This is a genomic window from Herbaspirillum autotrophicum, from assembly GCF_001189915.1.
GTDB lineage: Bacteria > Pseudomonadota > Gammaproteobacteria > Burkholderiales > Burkholderiaceae_D > Herbaspirillum > Herbaspirillum autotrophicum.
Map to the genome: position 1 here is coordinate 91,646 of NZ_LFLS01000001.1, position 19,377 is coordinate 111,022.

The 19,377-nt window shown below is 57.3% G+C and carries 17 protein-coding genes; 5 read left to right on the top strand and 12 right to left on the bottom strand.

Features of this window, described 5'->3' with window-relative positions; translation table 11 throughout:
* Nucleotides 1–7 precede the first annotated feature (7 nt).
* The 4 genes from AKL27_RS00410 (at nucleotide 8) to AKL27_RS00420 (ending at nucleotide 3,727) form a co-directional block, all read left to right on the top strand.
* Nucleotides 8–1,054 (top strand): PstS family phosphate ABC transporter substrate-binding protein, encoded by a 1,047-nt coding sequence (locus tag AKL27_RS00410; protein WP_083438756.1) that lies wholly within the window; start codon nucleotides 8–10, stop codon nucleotides 1,052–1,054.
* Nucleotides 1,055–1,541: 487 nt separating this feature from the next.
* Nucleotides 1,542–2,183 carry an outer membrane beta-barrel protein gene (locus AKL27_RS00415; RefSeq protein ID WP_050460600.1) on the top strand — a complete coding sequence of 214 codons (642 nt, stop codon included), beginning with the start codon at nucleotides 1,542–1,544 and terminating at the stop codon, nucleotides 2,181–2,183.
* Nucleotides 2,184–2,256: 73 nt separating this feature from the next.
* On the top strand, nucleotides 2,257–2,568 hold the full coding sequence (locus tag AKL27_RS26970) for a hypothetical protein (protein ID WP_232310850.1): 312 nt from the start codon (nucleotides 2,257–2,259) through the stop codon (nucleotides 2,566–2,568).
* 199 nt (nucleotides 2,569–2,767) lie between these two features.
* A complete protein-coding gene (locus tag AKL27_RS00420) occupies nucleotides 2,768–3,727 on the top strand; it encodes an aliphatic sulfonate ABC transporter substrate-binding protein (RefSeq protein WP_050460601.1) in 960 nt (319 codons plus the stop codon).
* A gap of 61 nt (nucleotides 3,728–3,788) precedes the next feature.
* Here the strand turns inward: AKL27_RS00420 and AKL27_RS00425 are convergent, their stop codons facing one another.
* From AKL27_RS00425 to prfB, 11 genes are all read right to left on the bottom strand, one after another.
* Nucleotides 3,789–5,408: a rhodanese-like domain-containing protein gene (locus tag AKL27_RS00425; protein WP_050460602.1), complete on the bottom strand. Its 1,620-nt coding sequence runs from the start codon at nucleotides 5,406–5,408 to the stop codon at nucleotides 3,789–3,791.
* Nucleotides 5,409–5,447: 39 nt separating this feature from the next.
* The gene (locus AKL27_RS00430) at nucleotides 5,448–6,179 is read right to left on the bottom strand and encodes an ABC transporter ATP-binding protein (RefSeq protein WP_050460603.1); all 732 of its coding nucleotides are present in this window, start codon (nucleotides 6,177–6,179) and stop codon (nucleotides 5,448–5,450) included.
* A gap of 40 nt (nucleotides 6,180–6,219) precedes the next feature.
* Nucleotides 6,220–7,047: an ABC transporter permease gene (locus tag AKL27_RS00435; RefSeq protein WP_083438758.1), complete on the bottom strand. Its 828-nt coding sequence runs from the start codon at nucleotides 7,045–7,047 to the stop codon at nucleotides 6,220–6,222.
* Nucleotides 7,048–7,049: 2 nt separating this feature from the next.
* Nucleotides 7,050–8,042, bottom strand: a complete 993-nt coding sequence (locus AKL27_RS00440; RefSeq protein ID WP_050460604.1) for an aliphatic sulfonate ABC transporter substrate-binding protein — start codon at nucleotides 8,040–8,042, stop codon at nucleotides 7,050–7,052.
* A 145-nt stretch (nucleotides 8,043–8,187) separates the two neighbouring features.
* Entirely contained in the window at nucleotides 8,188–9,123 is a 936-nt protein-coding gene (locus AKL27_RS00445) for an amino acid ABC transporter substrate-binding protein (RefSeq protein ID WP_157056731.1), read from the bottom strand.
* 365 nt (nucleotides 9,124–9,488) lie between these two features.
* Complete coding sequence (locus tag AKL27_RS00450; protein WP_050460805.1) at nucleotides 9,489–10,277, bottom strand: MetQ/NlpA family ABC transporter substrate-binding protein; 789 nt, start codon at nucleotides 10,275–10,277, stop codon at nucleotides 9,489–9,491.
* Between the two features lie 68 nt (nucleotides 10,278–10,345).
* Nucleotides 10,346–11,008, bottom strand: coding sequence for a methionine ABC transporter permease (locus AKL27_RS00455; protein ID WP_050460605.1), 663 nt, complete (start codon nucleotides 11,006–11,008; stop codon nucleotides 10,346–10,348).
* Nucleotides 11,005–12,015 (bottom strand): methionine ABC transporter ATP-binding protein, encoded by a 1,011-nt coding sequence (locus tag AKL27_RS00460; RefSeq protein ID WP_050460606.1) that lies wholly within the window; start codon nucleotides 12,013–12,015, stop codon nucleotides 11,005–11,007. The genes AKL27_RS00455 and AKL27_RS00460 overlap by 4 nt, the downstream gene beginning before the upstream one ends.
* A 212-nt stretch (nucleotides 12,016–12,227) precedes the next feature.
* Complete coding sequence (locus AKL27_RS00465) at nucleotides 12,228–12,866, bottom strand: outer membrane lipoprotein (protein WP_050460607.1); 639 nt, start codon at nucleotides 12,864–12,866, stop codon at nucleotides 12,228–12,230.
* Between the two features lie 283 nt (nucleotides 12,867–13,149).
* Nucleotides 13,150–14,700: a lysine--tRNA ligase gene (lysS, locus tag AKL27_RS00470; RefSeq protein WP_050460608.1), complete on the bottom strand. Its 1,551-nt coding sequence runs from the start codon at nucleotides 14,698–14,700 to the stop codon at nucleotides 13,150–13,152.
* Nucleotides 14,701–14,829: 129 nt separating this feature from the next.
* Nucleotides 14,830–15,934, bottom strand: a protein-coding gene (gene prfB / locus AKL27_RS00475) for a peptide chain release factor 2 (protein WP_157056732.1) whose coding sequence is annotated in 2 segments (ribosomal slippage) — nucleotides 14,830–15,852 and nucleotides 15,854–15,934 — 1,104 coding nt in all. Because the reading frame shifts where the segments join, the coding sequence is not laid out codon by codon here.
* Nucleotides 15,935–16,115: 181 nt separating this feature from the next.
* On the opposite strand from prfB, the gene AKL27_RS00480 reads away from it, so the two are divergent.
* Complete coding sequence (locus AKL27_RS00480; protein ID WP_083438761.1) at nucleotides 16,116–18,077, top strand: PhoX family protein; 1,962 nt, start codon at nucleotides 16,116–16,118, stop codon at nucleotides 18,075–18,077.
* Between the two features lie 311 nt (nucleotides 18,078–18,388).
* Here AKL27_RS00480 and AKL27_RS00485 read toward each other — a convergent pair whose 3' ends face one another.
* On the bottom strand, nucleotides 18,389–19,114 hold the full coding sequence (locus tag AKL27_RS00485) for a type II toxin-antitoxin system HipA family toxin (RefSeq protein WP_083438762.1): 726 nt from the start codon (nucleotides 19,112–19,114) through the stop codon (nucleotides 18,389–18,391).
* Nucleotides 19,115–19,377 lie beyond the last annotated feature (263 nt).

Here is a 19,377-nt window from a genome sequence, read left to right on the forward strand (position 1 = left end):
GACCATCATGCATTCTTTCCTTCGTATCCCGTTGTTGAGCGCAGTCATCGCTGTGGCCGCGACCGCTGCCGTTTCGGCGCAAGCGACAAAAGCCGCTGCCCAACCTTATCAACCGCAAGCAGTGGCATTTCCTGCCGGCGCCGATTACATCGCGCCGGACGGCAGCATTTATATCGTCGGCAACGACGGCATGAAAGAGGTATTGATGCGCTTCAATGCCTTGTTTGCCAAGACCCATCCGGGCTTTCGTTTTTCGATGAAACTGGAAGGATCGTCAACCGCAATCGGTGGCATGACCGCAGGTGTTTCGGCATTTGCACCGATGGCGCGCGATGGCTGGAAAACCGAGTTGCTGGGTTTCAAGGAAGTGACCGGCTATCAACCCACCGACATTCACATCGGCTACTCCGGCTTCGGCCCGCGCAGCGGTGGCAAGACGCCGCCGGCGATTTACGTCAATCGCAGCAATCCGCTGTCCGGTCTGACCGTTGATCAGGTGACGCAAGTTGTCACCGCCGGTCATCCGCAAGGTGATATCACGCACTGGAAACAACTGGGTGTGAGCGGCGATGCCGGCCAGCGGCTGATTCACGTCTACGGTGTGCGCGACGATGGTGGCTTTGCCACTGCGCTGGCAGCGCGTCACATGCGCGGCCTGCCATTTACCTATCGCTACGAGGCGCTGCAAAACTATAAGGAAGTGTTGCAGGCGGTCGCTGCCGATCCTTACGGCATCGGCGTGACAGGTTGGATGGATGCGGCCAAGGTCAGCGATAAGGTAAAGCTGTTGCCGCTGGCAGCACAGCCGGGCGGGAAATTTTATACGCCGGCCTATGCCGATGTGCGCGCAGGTCGGTATCCCTATTCGGTGCCGTTGCGGATGTATGTCAACCGGGCACCGGGCCAGCCGCTTGATCCGTTCGTGAAGGAGTATCTGCGCATGGTGTTGTCGCAGGAGGGCCAGGCCATCATCGCCGCACAAAAGAATTCGGAAGAGGGCTATGTGCCGCTCGATGATGCCGCGCTGGCCGTATCGTTGAAACAACTGGATTAAGCTGCAGGCAGTTGCTTGCCGGTCTGACACGCTGCCGCTGCCCGAACATGATTCCGGCAGCGGCAGCGTGTCAGATTTTTTTTGCGCCGGCATGCCGGGTTCTGCGTGGTGGCATGTCGTTTCTTCCTATCCGCCGCCGCGTTATCAGCACGCGTCATATCTCATTTCCTGATCATTTTCAGTTCGTAATGCAGCCCCTTTCCGGATTCTCGCGAGTTCGCCGCAGGCCTTGCCAGTAAAGGAATTCAGCTGGTTGTCAGTGTATCAGCGCGGGTGCTTTTTGTAGCGCCGTGTATCAGATGGCGGGTAGCCGTAATCAGTTGTAAAAAACATGTTTTGTGCTGTTCTTCAGTCCTACATTGCAGCTTGTCGGTTCTCCATCCTCTCTCCCGGCAACGCAGGCCGTAGTGCAAGCAGAGGGTTTTGATAGGCACCAACTTACGTCACGCAAGTTGATTCAAGACCGTTATCTCTCAAAGGAATCAGCATGAAAATCAAGACCGTATTATTCGCATGCATGGTGGCGTCGACCACTTCAGTGTACGCACAGGATATGTATGTGGTGGGCTCAGTGGGCCAGTCCAGATACAGCGGCGATGGCGCCGGCGCAAGCACCTTCGACAACACGTTTGCCAACAATGGCGCCGCGGTGCAGTCCTCGGGTGTCAGCAATACCGACACCGCGTTCAAACTGTTGCTCGGCTATCAGTTCAATCCCTACTTTGCGGTGGAAGGTGGGTACGTCAATCTGGGGCAGTTGAGCTATAACGGCAATTTTGCCGACGGGACCGGCTCCGGCACGCTCAAGAACGACGGCGCCGTGATCGATGCGCTGGGTATCTATCCGCTGAGCAATGGCTTTTCGGTCTTTGCCAAAGGCGGCTTGTATTACAGCAATACCACGCTCAACCTGGCGTCCGGCGCACCGTCGGTCGGCGGCGCATATACGTATTCAGGCAGCAGCAACAGCACCAACCTGAATTACGGCGTGGGACTGTCGTATGCGTTGACGCCGGCATTCAGCGTGCGCACCGAATATGAGCGTTTCAACAATGTCGGCGATACCACTGTCACCGGCGGCAGAAGCAATGTCGATCTGTGGTCGGTCGGCCTGGTCGGAAAATTCTGATTCATCCTGACGGCAATCGGATGATGCAGCAGGTCAGCGATTGCCGTTGGCTTTCTTATCGTGAAAACGCAATATGGCGCGAGCTGCGTTCCGTGAGCCATCATGGCCGACAGCGCTTTCTCAAGTTCGAGTTCTATCTTTTCTATCTTCTGATTTTCTTTTCCCTGATTGTGCCCGCCGCCATTTTCGGCACCTTGCTGTTGCGTCGTATGCTGGCGCGTTCGGTGTACTGCTGCTGGTGCTGTTGCAAAAACTGGCGTTGCCGGCCAGAACATCGCTGCCGGCGATGGACGACAAATTCTTCAATTCGGAAATGTCGGTGTCGTTGTATCTGTTGCCGATATTTCCGGGCGGGCTCGGAAGCAATGTGATTTCCCACATCTGATCCGCCATCTGCGCGACATCGAGGATCGGTTCGACCGCGAGCAGCCGGGGCATTGGCATTGAACAGCAATGGCGAACGGCGGGGCGTCATCAAGCTGTGGTCAATGCAATATTTTTGGTATATCAACAGACAAAAAGCTTCGTTCGCATGCGCACCACGCAATCCTATACTTTTCTGTTTTGTCACCGGAGGAGTTGTAATGAGTGCAGTAATCTGGAAGCGACGTGTGTTGCTTGCCGTGGCGTTGGCGAGCTTGTCGTTTGGTGCTGCGGCACAAGAAGTGAAGGAGATTCGCGTCGCCTTGCAAAAGGGTGGCCTGCTGGCAATTGCCAAACAGCGGCAGGTGCTGGAAGAGGAATTCAAACCGCTCGGCATCAGCGTCAAATGGTATGAATTTGCCTACAGTAATCCTCTGCTCGAAGCCTTGAATGCCAATCAGATCGATTTCGGATCGTCCGGCAGCGCACCGCCGATCTTTGCGCAAATCGCGCGCGAGAATCTGGTGTACGCGGCTACCCAGCCAGCCGGTCTGAACAGCGAAGGCATTCTGGCCAAGGAAAATTCCGGCATCAAGAAGCTGGCCGATCTCAAAGGCAAACGTATCGGTGTGGCCAAGGGCACCAGTTCGCATCATTTTCTGGTCGCTGCGCTGGACAAGGCGGGCATCAAACTGGATGAAGTCAAGATCGCCTATCTGGCCCCGGCTGATGCCACGGCGGCGTTTGATAAAGGTGAAATCGATGCCTGGGTGGTCTGGGATCCGTATCTGGCGATTGCCGAAAAGGTTCACCATGCACGCAACATCACCAAAGACAGTCGTGTCGTCTATTCAAATAATTATCTGATGGCCAATCGCGAGTTTGCAACCAAACATCCGGAATTGCTCAAGCGCATCACGGATCGTCTGATTGATATCGGTAAATGGGCGGAAGCCAATCGTCCGCAACTGGCGCAATTGCTGACGGATCAGACCGGAATTCCGCTGGATATTGAACGCATCGTGGTGGATCGGGGCACGTTTGCCATCAAGTATCTGGATGACGGCATCGTGGCGCAACAGCAGGATGTGGCCAATCGCTTTGCCGAACTGGGACTGGTGCCACGCAAGGTGGAAGTGAAAAAAATTGTCTGGAAGCCGGGTCAGCCGGTGGGGCAATAAAGAGAGGCAAGTCAGTGCACTGGTGGCGTCACCGTTGAAGTGACGCCGCCAATGTTGCGCATCAGTTGGCTGCAAACAGCGCGAAGCGCACCGTTGTATCGCTGATCACGCGTGCGCTGAAGGTCTTTTCCCATTGCAGATAATCGACCCAGGCTGCATTGCGGCGCGGACCGAAGATGCGCATCACCGAATTCCAGTCGTCATCAAATGGCGTCAGCAAATCCTCGTTCGCATAATGCGCCTGCAATGGCTGGCCGCTTTGCTGCCAGCCTTGATTGCCGTTCTGCAGCCAGGAAATTGCCTGTTGCGGCCAGCGCGCAGCGGCATCTTGGGCCGCGAGTTGCGCGGCGATACCGTCGGTGGAAGTGAAAACCAACTGGCGTGGCGCAGGGATAATGGCGGTCAGCGGCGTCAGTGAGGCCGGCAGCAGAAAGCGGGCGCCGGGTATATGTGCGCGTTCAAAATCGATGCTGGGACTGACATCGACGATGTCGGCTGCATGCTCGCGATACAAACGCAAGAGTGCCGCAGCGGTGATCGGTGTTGCCGTGCCCGATGCGGCAGCAGTCTCCGGTGCAGGTGCGGGCGCCAATGCTGCGGGAGTAAGCGTGTCGTCCAGAATATAGATTTCCGCCTGATTCAATTGCGTCAGCCAAAAGGCGGTGACTGTTGCGCGCAAGCGATGCGGATCGTCGATCAATACGATGCGGGCATTGCGGGTGCCAATGACATTTTCGAAATGCATCAATAATTGCCCGCCGGCGATGGCACGCGCGATGGAAATGTCCGGTTGGTCGGTGCTGCCGGGACGCAGGTCGAAGACATACAAGCTGCGGTCGCCGGCTTCCCGCAAATGACGCAGGCCGCTGGCATCAATGCGGCGCAAATCGTAACGCGTGCGCAAGTCACTGGCCAGACGCGCCAATTCGGCGTCGGGCAGGGCCGGAATATCATCTGCCGCTGCGGCCTGTTGTGTTACTGCGCCGCCTTGCAACGCCCACGCCATGACGCCGTCTTCGACGAACACGGCCTGATCTGTCAGTCCCAGCAATCGCAATGTGGTGGTGCCGATGATGCCGCGCGTGCGGCTGAAACAATTGATGGCCCACAGATGTTGCGGATCGCGCGCGGGAAAATGGCGCAATGCCAGCTCGGTGCCGGGATAATTGCGGGCCCCGGCAATCGACAGGAATTCGTATTCGTTACGCGGACGTGCATCAATCACGGTCGTGCTCAACCCCTGTTGTTGCCGTTGCCGCAATTCTTCCACCCGCAAGACCGGAGTGCGGTAGTGTTGCCGCACGATATCGCCGAAAGCCTTGATCAGGGTGTTATAGCCATCGATCACCGGCAGGCCTTGTGCGATCCAGCTTTGCAAGCCGCCCGCCAGACGCCGGACATCGGTATAGCCGAGGCGTTGCAGCAATTGCGCCGCGCGCACAGCGTGGGTACTTTCGGGGCCCCCGGCGCCGTCATTGTCGTCGATCACAACGATGGCGGTAGTGCGGCGCGGCACCAGTTGTGCGATGCGCTGCGCCAAGGTACTCAAGGCGGCATGGCGCGCCAGGTTCAGGTGCGCCTGATTGAAGAACCGGGCCTCTCTGACATCGAGTACTGCCAGCTCTTGCGTATCTGAAAGCTGCTGTTGCAAGGCATGGGCGGAAATGGTGTGGTCTGACATAGGAAATCTGAAGAAAATACCGGAGGATTGAAGCTGAATTCAAATCGCATGCGCGTCGTACAACTCCGCCAGCGCTACTGCCTTGAATTCGCGCAGCCGGTCATCGGTACGGTTGCGTGGATAGGGCAGGTCGACGTTGATGGTGGTGCGGATATTGCCGGGCCGGCTGCCCATTACCAGTACGCGCTTGCCGAGGTAGAGCGACTCGTCGATATCGTGGGTCACCAGCAGCAGTGAGATGTCGTGAATGCCGGCCAGGCTCAGCAGCAGGTCTTGCAGCTTCATGCGGGTAAAGGCATCGACGGCGCTGAACGGTTCATCCAGCAACAATACGCGCGGGCGCGAGTAGAGGCCGCGCGCAATAGCGACACGTTGCGCCATGCCGCCGGATAACTGCTTGGGCAGTTTGTCTTCCCAGCCGGCCAATCCGACTTCTTTCAGCAATTGCGCGATCCACACCTGATCGGCTTGGTCGCCATCGGCAAAACCGACGTTTTGCGCCACGCTCAGCCATGGCATCAGGCGCGGTTCCTGAAATACGAAAGCAACGCCGCCGTTGCGTTGTTGCGTCAGTGCCGGGGCGCGTGTGACAGAACCGTTGAAATCCTGATCGAGGCCGGCGGCGATGCGCAACAGCGTGCTTTTGCCGCAGCCGCTGGGGCCGAGCAGGGCAACGATGTCATCTTCTGCCAGCGCCAGATCGACACTGTCGAGGATGGTTTCGCCGCCGAAGGCTTTGCGTCTTACTTTGATGTCGAGCAAGGTACTCATGCCGGGTTTCCTTATGTCTTGCGGTAGTGCAGAACTGGTGTCAGGCCGGATCGCCGTTGAAGGCATCGCGCCAGGCCAGGCTGCGGCTTTCCCAATACTTGAGCAGGGAATCGGTAATCTTTCCCATGACGGCCAGCGTCACGATGGCCACCAGCACCAGATCCGGCCGTGAGACTTCACGGCCATCGGTGAGCAGGTAACCGATGCCTTGCGTGGCGGCCAGCAATTCGGCCGCGACCACGCACAACCAGGCCATCGATAAACCATTGCGCAAGCCGGTGAACAGATAGGGTTTGGCGGCCGGAATGAAAATCCGGCGGATCAGTTGCAGCCGGCTGAAGCCATACATGGCGCCGACTTCAACCAGTTTGCGATCAACATTGCGGATGCCGGCCACCAAATTCATGTAAATCGGAAAGAACGAGCCGATGGCAATCAAGGTGATTTTGGAGGTTTCATCAATGCCGAGCCAGATCAGCAGCAGCGGTACCCAAGCCAGACCGGGTACCGCGCGCAAGGCTTGAAAGATGGGTTCGATATAGTCTTCGGCCAGACTGCTGAGTCCGACCCAGGCGCCAAAGATCAGTGCCAGCACGCCGCCGATGGCAAAGCCGGCGAATACCCGCAAGGTACTGGCATTGATGTGTCGCCACAGCGGGCCTTCGGCGAGTTCGGCCAGGGTCGTCAGCAACTCGCTGGGACGCGGCATCAGATAGCCGGGAATCCAGCCCCAGCGACCGGCGATTTCCAATGCTGCCAGCAAGATCACTGGCAATACCAGTCCGCGCACGCGCTTGGGCAAGCGCAGCGGACCGAAGCCGAATGCCGGCCGCGGGACTTTGTGCAAGGTGGCGCCGGCGCGGGACATGCCTATTTCTCCGCCACGACTTCCGTCGCGATGCGGGCATCGATCAGGGAATTCAACGGACCGTCAACATCGGCGTTGCGACGCAGAATGCCGTCTTTTTGCAGCAGCGGCACTACCGGCTTGATGGCATCCAGATGCGCCGCACCGGGTACCGGACGGCTGAAGTCGTAACGCGCCAATTGCAGTTCGATCACGTTGGCCGGCAATTTGGTTTCTTCGGCAATCAGTGCGGCCGTCGGCTTGGGATTGGCGATAATCCAGCGCCGAGCGCGTTCATATGCCTTGAGTACCGTGCGCACTGCTTGCGGATGGTCGTTGAGGAAGCTTTCGCTGGTATTGAGAAATGCCGCCAGACCGAAGGCCGGGTTGCGATAAATGAAGCGTGCACCACCAGCCTGAGCGCCGGCCATGTGCGGATCGAGACCGGCCCAGACATCAACCCGTCCTTGCTCCAGTGCGGTGCGACCGTCCGGATGTTGCAGATGGACGATTTCCACATCGGATGGTTTCAGGCCATTGGCGTCCAGTGTGCGCAGCAGGAAGAAGTAAGGATCGGTGCCTTTGGTGGCGGCAATTTTCTTGCCCTTGATATCGGCCACGTTGCGGATCGGCGAATTGGCTTGCACTACCAGTGCACTCGGTTCGGCCCACAGATAGCTGTAGACGGTCCTGACCGGTTGTCCGTTGACGCGGGCGACCAGCGCCGAAATGCTGGACGTCAGCGCGAAATTGGAAGCACCGCTGTTGAGGAATTCGAGTGAGTTGTTGCTGCCGCGTGAGAAAACCCATTGCACGGTGGTGCCCTGCGCCTTGAACGCTTCTTCCAGCCAGCCATTGCGTTTGATCACCAGACTTTCGGGCGAATAGTAAGCGTAATCGAGTTTGATTTCCTTGAGCGTCTGGCTGTGGGCCGCCGGCGCGACAGCAGCGACGGTGGCAAATGCCAGCAAACTCAGGCCGAGCAGGGAAGCGATTTTTTTCAATGGCGATGACATGGCGGTTCCGGATCGATGAAGACAAGCAGATCATCGTAAGTGCAAATCTCAGCCGGGGCAAAGACCGTTACCGCATATTCATGCGCAATTTATGCATGACGACCGGGCGCAGGAGCGTGATCGCATGGTCCTGCTCATCAGTTCATCAATTGGTGACCTTGTCGCTGGGGTAGCGCAGCAAGTCGCGCAGCAAATGACTCATCGGCATGTTGAACAGATTTTGTTGCTGCACGGCCGGTGGCATGAACCAGCGATCATAAATTTTCTTGATGTCGCCGCGATACGCCAGCTTTGCCATCTGACGGTCGACCATCTGCTTGAACGCCGGATCATCCTTGCGCATCATGATGGCGTAGGCTTCCACCGATAACGGCGTGCCGGTGATCAGATATTTGCCGGGATCGGTGGTGTGCCGCATCACGGCGGCGTGCAGCAATACTTCATCCATCACGAAAGCGTCGGCCTTGCGCCGGTCCAGCATGTCCAGACATTCCTGGGTAGACAACATCTCGGTGATGGATTCAGCGAGCGAGCCCACCAGCGTACGCTGGTTGATCATGTTGACCATGCCATTGCCCTTTTGCACCACGATCTTGTGATTTTGCAGATCGCTCCATTCTCGTATCGACGAGTCGGCCCGCACCAGCATGCGCACGCTGGTAAAAAAATGCGGAATGGTGAATGCCACTTTCTTGCGTCGTTCCGCGGTATTGGTAGTGACGCTGCATTCCAGATCGGCCTTGTTGTCGAGCAGGGCATCGACCCGGTTGTTGACATTGACCGGCCAGTATTTGACCTTGAGTTCGCTCAGACGCAGCTCTTCCCGGATACCGTCGGCAATCCGGTTGCACAGTTCAATCGCATAACCTTTGACCTGACCGCCCGGTTCCACCATGGCAAATGGCGCTGTGCTGTCGCTCAGGCCGCCCATGAAGGCGATGACGATGGTTTTGCTGTCGGTGATTTTCTTGATGGTGTCGGCGGCCATGCAGGTGCTGGCAGGCAGGCACAGGACGGCAGCCGCGACACAGTGCAGCAATGGCAACGACAGCCAGCGGATGAGGTGATAGGAACAGTGCATTTCAGGTCATTGCATCCCGTGTTGACGATGATGAATCTATGACGCTGAATTTTCTGCTTCAATTGCCAAAATGGGGGGGCCGTTTACGGCTTTTTGGCAAATTGTGGGATTAACTGCGTTTTACGCGATGCCGTTGGTGAATAAATATGAGGCCGGACCAGACGGAGTTGTCGCTGGTTTTTTCGATAAGAAATTTTTCTGATTTCAAATGGAATTAACTGGCGCGCGCATCTAATGGAAGTTTTGTTGCGGGGTGCTCAGGCCATTCGATACAGGTTGGTGGCATCGTATGAAGCATGTCGGGCAATGACTGCCCGACATATTCCGTTTCCGTTGTCAGAAAATCAGGTTGGCATGTGCCGCAATCAGAATGCCGGCACGACTGCACCCTTGTACTTGTCCTGAATGAATTTCTTGACGGCAGGCGAATTCAGCGCGGCAACCAGTTTCTTGATGGCCGGGCTGTCCTTGTTGTCTTCGCGTGCCACCAGCAGATTGGCGTAGGGCGAATTGGCATCTTCGATGAACAGCGAATCGGTGACCGGATTGAGCTTGGCTTCAATGGCGTAATTGGTATTGATCAGCGCGACATCGACCTGATTCAAAACGCGTGGCAAGGTGGCGGCTTCGAGTTCGCGGAATTTGAATTTTTTCGGATTATCGACGATGTCTTTTTGGGTCGCCGAAATATTGTTGATGTCCTTCAGTTTGATCAGGCCATTGCGTGCCAGCAGCAGCAGGGCGCGGCCGGAATTGGACGGGTCGTTGGGAATGGCAATCGTGGCGCCGTTCGGAATGTCGGCCGCTTTTTTGTATTTCAGCGAATAGGCCGCGAACGGTTCGACGTGCACCTTGGCGACCGCAACTTCGATATCGTTCTTGTGGTTCTTCTTGAACTCTTCCAGGTACGGGCGATGCAGGAAGAAGTTGCCGTCTACCTGTTTTTCATTGGTCTGAGCAGCGGGCTGGACGTAGTCGGTGAATACCTTGACTTGCAGATCGACGCCTTCCTTGGCCAGGGTCGGCTTGATGAACTCCAGAATTTCGGCGTGCGGTACCGGCGTGGCGGCGATCACCAGTTTGTCGGCAGCATGGGCGGCAGCCGCAAACAGGCTCAGGGAGGCGGCGAACAACAGCGAGAACTTGCGTGACATGAACAACTCCTTTGCGAGAAATGAAATCAATAACATCGATACTTCAACAGGCAGCACCAGCCGGTAAGCTATTTACGCGTAAAGTGCAGCACCAGCCGGTCACCGAAAAATTGCAGCAATTGCACCAGTACCACCAGCACCGCCACGGTGACGATCATCACCTCGGTCTGGAACCGCTGATAGCCGAACCGGATCGCCAGATCACCGAGACCGCCGCCGCCGATCACGCCTGACATGGCGGCGTAAGACATCAGGGTGATGGCGGTAATGGTCACCGCCGCCAGCAGGCCGGGCAAGGCTTCCGGCAGCAGTGCGCCAAAAATGATCTGGTGCGTTTTGGCGCCCATGGCCTGACAGGCTTCGATCACGCCGCGATCAATTTCGCGCAAGACGTTTTCCACCAGGCGCGCGAAGAACGGAGCGGTACCGATCACCAGCGGCGGGATTGCCCCCTCGACGCCAAGCGAGGTGCCGACCAGCAGCAAGGTCACCGGAATCATCACGATCAGCAGAATCAGGAACGGTACCGAACGCAAGACATTGACCACCAGCGACAGCAACAGATAAACGCCGCGCTGCGCCAGCAATTGGCGACGCCCGGTCAGGAACAGCAGAATGCCGAGCGGCAGGCCGATCAGTATCGTAAACAGCAGTGACAGGCCGGTCATGGTCAGCGTTTCCAGCGTGGCTTGCCAGATGTCGCTCCAGTCGATTACCGAGAAGTCGATCATTGCAGCACCTCGTGACGAATGCCATGGTGGTCGAGGCTGGCAAATACCTGCACGATCTCGTCGGCGCTGCCATTGAGTTCGACCAGCAACTGGCCGTAAGGGGTGTCCTTGATACGGGCGATGGTGCCTTGCAAGATGGTAATGCTGGCGGCGCTGACAGCGGCGATATTGCTCAGGATCGGCTGATAGGTAATATCGCCGACGAAGGTCAGGCGTACCAGCTTGCCGTTGAACTGATCGGCGCGCAGCATCAGTTGGGTATCGAAGCTGTTGCTTTCTGCCACCAGGCTTTGGGTGACCGCATGTTGCGGATGCAGGAAGACATCGGTGACATTGCCGCTTTCGACGATGCGCGCATTGTCAATTACGGCAACGCGATCACAAATGCTGCGGATGACCTGCATCTCATGGGTAATCAAGACAATCGTCAGGCCCAGCTTGCGGTTGATGTCGAGCAGCAGATGCAGAATCGATTGCGTGGTTTCCGGATCCAGCGCCGAGGTGGCTTCGTCGCACAACAACAGGCGCGGGTAGTTGGCCAGCGCGCGGGCGATGCCCACCCGCTGTTTCTGGCCGCCCGACAATTGCGCCGGATATTTGTCGCGATGCGCAGACAAGCCGACCAGTTCCAGCAATTCGTCGACGCGGGCTGCACGTTCGTGGCGACTGTATTTACCGGTGATCTTGAGTGGCCAGTCGACATTGGCAGCAACGGTTTTGGCATTGAGCAGGTTGAAGTGCTGAAAGATCATGCCAATGCGTTGCCGCAGTTGATGCAGGCGGGTGCTGTCGAAGGTGGTGATGTCTTCGTTTTCAATGAAGATCTGTCCCCGGGTAGGACGTTCGAGCAGATTCAGGGTGCGGATCAGCGTGCTTTTACCGGCACCCGAGCGTCCGATGATGCCGAATATCTCACCGCTTTCGATAGCCAGATTGATATCCGAAAGGGCAACGACATCGTGATTGTCAACCTGATAATTTTTATGTAAGTGCGCGATGCGAATCACGATAACTGTGGTCCAAGGCTGAATTCAGAACAAGTTTAGCAGAGCCCGCTTAGAAGGCGTATGCATAAATAATTGGATGCTTATGCAGTATGGGCATATGAAATTGCTGCCATTTGCACCGTTGTCAGGCAGCAAAAAGCCGTAGCCATCTGCGGATGACTACGGCTGCTGATTGCCTGATGGCAGGCGCCGATGGTGTGCTGCCGTGGCGATCAGCCGCGTGCGCTCAGATGACCATTGACGACGCGGACCTGATCACCGACGCGCCAGCCTTCCGAGGTTTGCGGGAAAGAGCGGACGCTGCCGTTTTCCATTCGGACATCCACCACATACGAAGTGGTGGTACGGCTGCGCTTTTCTACTTCATTACCGGCAAAGCCACCGCCGAGGGCGCCGGCCACGGTAGCCAGCGTGCGGCCGTTACCGCCGCCCACCTGATTGCCGAGTACACCACCCAGCACGGCGCCGGCAGCAATCCCTACGCCGCTGGCCTTCGGTGTGCTTTGCACGGCGCGTACTGCCTGGATTTCACCGCAGGTCGAGCACGATTGCACGACCGCCGGTGCCGGGCTGTTATAGCCACTGTAATTCGATTGCGGTTTGCTGCGCACGCGCGCCGGTGCCGGTTCGTTGCGCGGCGCCAAAGGTGCGGTGACGGCGGCGGCTGGTGTGTTGGCATTGGTGTCGCTCAGTGCGGCAACTTGCTGGGGCGCGGCAGTGCTGTGCGAAGTGGGCAGCAGGCCGGTAATGGCGGCGACGCCGGTCAGACTGACCAGAATCACGGCTACCGCAGCAGTTGCCAGCAGCGGATGAATGCGGTTCGACGTCGTCGTGATATTCGCGTTTTCCATGATAAGCCTCTTCCTGTTGTTGTATGAGAAGGATTATCAATGGCAGACCGCTTCATAAAAAGCATGATCGTGTGTCAGTTGTAAAAACTTGTAAGGAATGCCTTGCAACAGATAATCTGTCCATGAAAACGACCAATACATTGATGCGGTTTCGGCAACTACTGCGGGTAATCGTCGCAATATGTTGTCATGCGGGGTTTCAATGAAAAAGGCCGGCGCATTCCACCGCGCCGGCCTTCTCATTTTTTTACCGTCATCCGTCCGGATAACGGTGGTGTCAGGCTCAGTCTTCGCGGCGCAGATGCGGGAACAGGATCACGTCACGGATGTTGGGTGAATCGGTGATCAGCATCATCAGACGGTCAATGCCGATGCCGCAGCCGCCGGCGGGCGGCATGCCGTATTCCAGCGCGCGAATGTAGTCGGCGTCGTAATACATGGCTTCTTCGTCGCCGGCATCCTTGGCGGCGACTTGTGCCTGGAAGCGTGCGGCCTGATCTTCCGGATCATTCAACTCGGAGAAGCCGTTGGCGATTTCGCGACCGGTGATGAACAGTTCGAAACGCTCGGTGATGCCGGCGACGGTATCGGAAGCGCGTGCCAGTGGCGATACTTCCACCGGATAATCGACGATGTAGGTCGGGTTCCACAATTGCGATTCGGCAGTTTCTTCGAACAGCGCCAGTTGCAGTGCACCGATGCCGGCGTTGGCCAGCGGCGCCTGATCGGCCTTGACGCCGAACTTCTTGAGTTCGGTCCGCAGAAAGGCGATGTCTTGCAATTGCGCGTCCTGATAGTCAGGCGCGTATTTCTTGATGGCGCCGACGATGGTCAGGCGTTCGAACGGCTTGCTCAGATCCAGTTCACGACCCTGATAGGTCAGGGTGGCGGTACCGTGGGCATCCATGGCGGCCTGACGGATCACGGCTTCGGTGAAGCTCATCAGCCATTGATAGTCGACGTAGGCGGCATAGAACTCCATCATCGTGAATTCCGGATTGTGACGCGGCGACACGCCTTCGTTACGGAAGTTACGGTTGATTTCGAATACGCGGTTGAAGCCGCCGACCACCAGACGCTTCAGATACAGTTCCGGTGCGATGCGCAGGAACATTTGCATGTCCAGCGCATTGTGATGGGTGATGAACGGCTTGGCCGCGGCGCCGCCGGGAATGGTGTGCAGCATCGGCGTTTCGACTTCCATGAACTCATTCTCTTCCATGAAGCGGCGGATCGACGACATGGCAGCAGTACGGGCCTTGAACGTGCGGCGTGTGTCTTCGCTCATGATCAGGTCGACATAACGCTGGCGATACTTGGTTTCCTGATCGGACAGGCCGTGGAACTTGTCCGGCAGCGGACGCAGCGACTTGGTGATCAGGCGCAGGCTGGTGACCTTGACCGACAGTTCGTTGGTCTTGGTCTTGAACAGCAAACCTTCGGCGCCGATGATGTCGCCCAGATCGTAATGCTTGAAGGCGTCATGGGTTTCGATGCCGCTGACGTCATTGGTGATGTAAAGCTGGATGCGGCCGTCGGCGAGGGCGCCGGACGCGTCCTGAATGGTGGCGAAGGACGCCTTGCCCATGACGCGCTTGAGCATCATGCGACCGGCTACCGACACTTGCACCGGATTGGCTTCCAGCTTTTCGTTATCGAATTCGTCGTAGGCGGCGTGCAGTTCCGAAGCCTTGTGTTGCGGCCGGAAATCATTCGGGAAGGCCACCCCGCGGGCGCGAATCGCAGCCAGTTTGGCGCGGCGCTCGGCGATGATGGAATTTTCCGTTTCCTTGTCGTTGGCTGGCAGTGCGGCGTTGTCGTTTGGCGTGGTCATGGGATTGAGAATTCTTCAGTAATCAGCAGGAATAAGTGCACGGTAATACGTCGCGCGAAGGCGGCGTGAGGCAATGCGGTGAGGCAGTATTGCCGGCGGCGACGCCGAAGCGCCGGCCGCCGTTGCAGATCAGACGCCCTGTTTCAGCGAAGCCGCGATGAAGCCATCGAGGTCGCCATCCAGCACGGCCTTGGTGTTGCCCATTTCAAAGTTGGTGCGCAAGTCTTTGATGCGGGACTGGTCCAGCACGTAAGAGCGGATCTGGTGACCCCAGCCGACATCGGTCTTGGAATCTTCCAGCTTTTGCTGCTCGCTCATGCGTTTGCGCAATTCCAGTTCGAACAGCTTGGCTTTCAGCATTTCCCACGCTTCGGCGCGGTTGCGGTGCTGGCTGCGGTCATTCTGACATTGCACCACGATACCGGTCGGCGCGTGCGTGAGCCGGACTGCGGAGTCGGTTTTATTGATATGCTGTCCACCGGCGCCGGACGCGCGATAAGTATCGACGCGGACATCGGCCGGATTGATGTCGATATCGATCGAATCATCCACTTCCGGATAAACGAACAGGCTCGAGAACGAGGTGTGGCGACCGTTGGCAGAGTCGAACGGCGACTTGCGCACGAGGCGGTGAACCCCGGTTTCGCTGCGCAGAAAGCCGTAGGCGTATTCGCCTTCGACCTTGATGGTGGCGGTCTTGATACCGGCTACTTCACCGTCGGACTGTTCCAGAATTTCGGTCTTGAAGCCCTTGCGCTCGCAATAGCGCAGGTACTGACGCAGCAACATGGACGCCCAATCCTGCGCTTCGGTACCGCCGGCACCGGCCTGGATGTCGATGAAACAGTTGTTGGGGTCCATCGGATTGTTGAACATGCGGCGGAATTCCATGCCTTCAACGATCTCGCGCAGCTTCTCGGCATCGGCTTCGATGGCGACCAGCGTGTCTTCATCCTTTTCTTCGCGGGCCATCGCGAACAGGTCGCGCGTATCCGCCAGCTCGCTGTCAATCTTGATCAGCGTATGGACAATGTTTTCCAGCGATTTTTTTTCTTTACCGAGGTCTTGCGCCCGTTTCGGGTCGTTCCAGACTTCCGGGTCTTCCAGTTCAGCGTTGACCTGGTCGAGTTTCTCTGACTTCACATCGAAGTCAAAGATACCTCCGAAGTTCTACTGCACGCACATTCAGGTCGTCCAGCAGGGATTGGAGGGAATTTAGGCGTTCTGCTTCCATGATGATTTCTTTGGCATTCAAACCTCGCATTATACAAGACTGGCGTGGTGAATTTACGCGTCACGCGCTTGTCATTTTTGGCGGTTAGGCTTTTCGCCTTGTCAGTACTTTGTCAGCAACACATTCTGTGTATTGTCTTTTGGCAATATTCAGGGCCTTACCGCACCAGGAGCCCGTTTCAATGAAAAATACCGCACCCCTTGCCCATGCCTGCGCCACGTCCGATGAGCAGTCCCAGCCTCAGCTGCAGCGTCGCCATTTGCTGAAACTGTTGTCCAGCGCACCCTTGCTGCCGCTGACGCTGGGTCCGGCGGCCTTGCTGGCCGGTTGTGCCGGCGCCGCGACCGACCCCAACCGCAGCGGCTTTGCCGGTGCCTCGTTCAGCCATATGGCAGCGCCGACACTGGCCGATCCGGCGGCGATGGCAGCCACTACCGTGGCGTCCAGCCTGGAAGTGCAATTCAACGACGGCGCCCGCCAGCGTTATCAATTGGCCTATCAGCCATTCTTCATGACCGGTGAAATGGTGCCGGATGGCAAGGGCGGCAAGGTGCTGGCCGGCGGTTATTACGATATCCACGGACAACCGATCATCGACCGTTCGCTGCCGGGCAAGGAACGTCATTTCTTCTCGGACTGCCCCGATGGTTCGTCCTTGCTGCAACTGGACCGCGCCACCGTGGCCGGCATCAAGGGCAATGCCGTATTTGCCGTGGTGCAATTCGAATACACCACGCGCGACCAGAAACAAGCCGCGATGTACGGCCAGTTGCCGTCGCCGATTGCAGTGCTGACGCTGGATCAGGATCCGGCCACCGGCAAGCTGACGCTGGTCAAGTATCACAATGTCGATACCTCGGCCGTGCATGGCTTGTGGATTACCTGCGGTGCCAGCCTGTCGCCATGGAATACCCATTTGTCGAGCGAAGAATACGAACCGGATGCGGCCGCGATTGCTGCCAACGTGCAATTCCGCGCCTTCAGCCAGAATTTGTATGGCGCGCCGGACAAGGCCAATCCCTACCATTACGGCCACTTGCCGGAAATTACTGTCAATGCCGACGGCAGCGGCAGCGTGGTCAAGCATTATTGTCTGGGCCGCATTTCACACGAACTGGTGCAAGTGATGCCGGACCGCCGCACCGTGTTGATGGGGGATGACGCCACCAACGGCGGCCTGTTCATGTTCATTGCCGACCGCGCCGAAGATTTGTCGGCCGGTACGTTATACGTGGCCAAATGGCACCAGACTTCCGGTGTCGGCCCGGGCGCCGGCAACCTCAGCTGGATCAAACTGGGCAGCGCTGCCAGCGCCGAAATTCAGGCCATGGCCGACAAGCTGACCGCGTCCGACATCATGGAAGTCCGCACCAGCGACCCGCAAGACGCGTCCTGGACCAAGATCCCGTTCGGCGGCAAAAGCAACTGGGTCAAGCTCAAGCCAGGCATGGAAAAGGCGGCGGCGTTTCTGGAAACCCATCGCTATGCCGCCTTGCGTGGCGGCAGTCTCGGTTTTACCAAAATGGAAGGCACCACCGTCAATGCGCGCGACAAGATCGCCTACTCGGCCATGTCGTATGTACAGACTTCCATGCTCGACGGCTCCGGCGATATCAAGGTGCAAGGGCCGAAGGCCGGCGCCGTGTATGCCTTGAATCTGCGCGGCGGTCAGCGTGATGAGAGCGGCACCGCCCTGGTCAGCGAATGGGTACCGGTTGATATGGCGCCGCCGCCGGCACTGATCGGTCAGGATTTGAAACAGCCGGATGAACTTGGCAATCTGGCGCACGCCGACAAGATCGCCAATCCCGACAACATCAAGTTCTCGGAAAAATTGCGCACGCTGTTCATCGGTGAAGACAGCGGCATGCACGTCAATAATTTCCTGTGGGCCTATAACGTCGACAGCAAACGCCTGTCGCGCATCCTGTCATGTCCGGCCGGGGCCGAATCGACCGGTTTGCATGCGGTCGATGAAATCCACGGCTGGACCTACATCATGAGCAATTTCCAGCACGCCGGCGACTGGGAAAAGGGTTTGCACGACAAGGTCAAGGCCCAGCTCGACCCACTGGTGCGCGCCAATTACAATGACCGCTTCGGTGCTACGGTCGGTTATCTGACCGGGGTGCGGCTGAGTTAAGCGGGCCGGCAGCAATGCTTGCCGGCTGGACAGATTCAGATGGAAAAACAACGGCAGCGGCCAGTATTTGGCGCTGCCATATTTTTTTATTGCGGCTGTTTGTTTGAGACTCGTGGCCGGGTTTGGCGGCTGACATCGTATCGCGGATACCGTCGCGAAATGACTGATGCACACGCTTACGAGGCGCCGCTTGTGATTGCTTTCCTGACGTCTTTATCTGTGGTGTATAGGGTTGAATCGTATTACGCGGAATTACATAAGATCGCGTGCTGCAACGACGATGAGAAAGCAGATTTCATTATGCTTTCCGGTCACGACATTACACCGCGCGCCAGCGGCAGCGAATTCAGGCGATCCTCAATTTCCCGGCGGACGGCGTGCGGGACTTCCATTTCCCTCAGCGCCTTGGGCCAGTGGTCTTTAGCAAGCGAAACCGTTTGCGTGACAGCTGCTTTGGCAATGCGTTCGGAAATTCCTGCTTGCCTGGCGATGGCGGCATACCTGTCCCGGGTTTCTTTTCGCTGCAATGCGTCGATGGCGACGTTGGTGCCGAAACCTCGGAAGCCCGGCAGTGCCGACATACAGACGATATCGTAAGCCGGAGACAGTTCAGGGCTTATGCCATTGGGATAGAGCACACTGAAGCTCTTCAGGTGTGCATCCGGGTTACCGATGAGCGTATTGACAACCTGCCGGACAAAGAACTGACGTACATCCTCGATGCCTCGCGTGCTGAAGCGATCCAGTATTTGAATCAGCTTGACGAATTGTTTTGCACCTGAATACTTTTGACCGGGCATCAGTGTCAGCAGTTGACAGGCATCTTCCATATGCACAGCACCATCAGGACCGCGGTCGAATCTGTCCACCGCCAAAAAGCGTGTGTCGGGACCCAAAGCGATCACGAGTTCCGGGTAGTCTGTCATCGTGCTCATGGGGGCTGGCTGACATTGTGCGACGTTGACCCCGGCCAGGCCGGCCAACATATCCATTTTCAAGATTGGGGGGAGTGCTTCGACTGGCTGTTGATCAGGCATTTGATAACAGAACGGGAGTCGTGTCGAAGCCGGCAGGGATATCTTGCGCAGTGATTGGTCCGCACAGCACCTGTCTCAAGCCCCTGCTTACTGTTGGGGGGCACGAGGCGACAGCTTGCGCTACAGAAAAAGTGCGTGAATGCAATCTTTTCGAAACAGCGATTGCCAGAACGCATTTCATCCATACCGCACTCGCGGTTATTGATGAAATACGTCCTGAATACGGTGAAGTTACTTGGGATTGAGCTTGTGGCCGCAGTGAG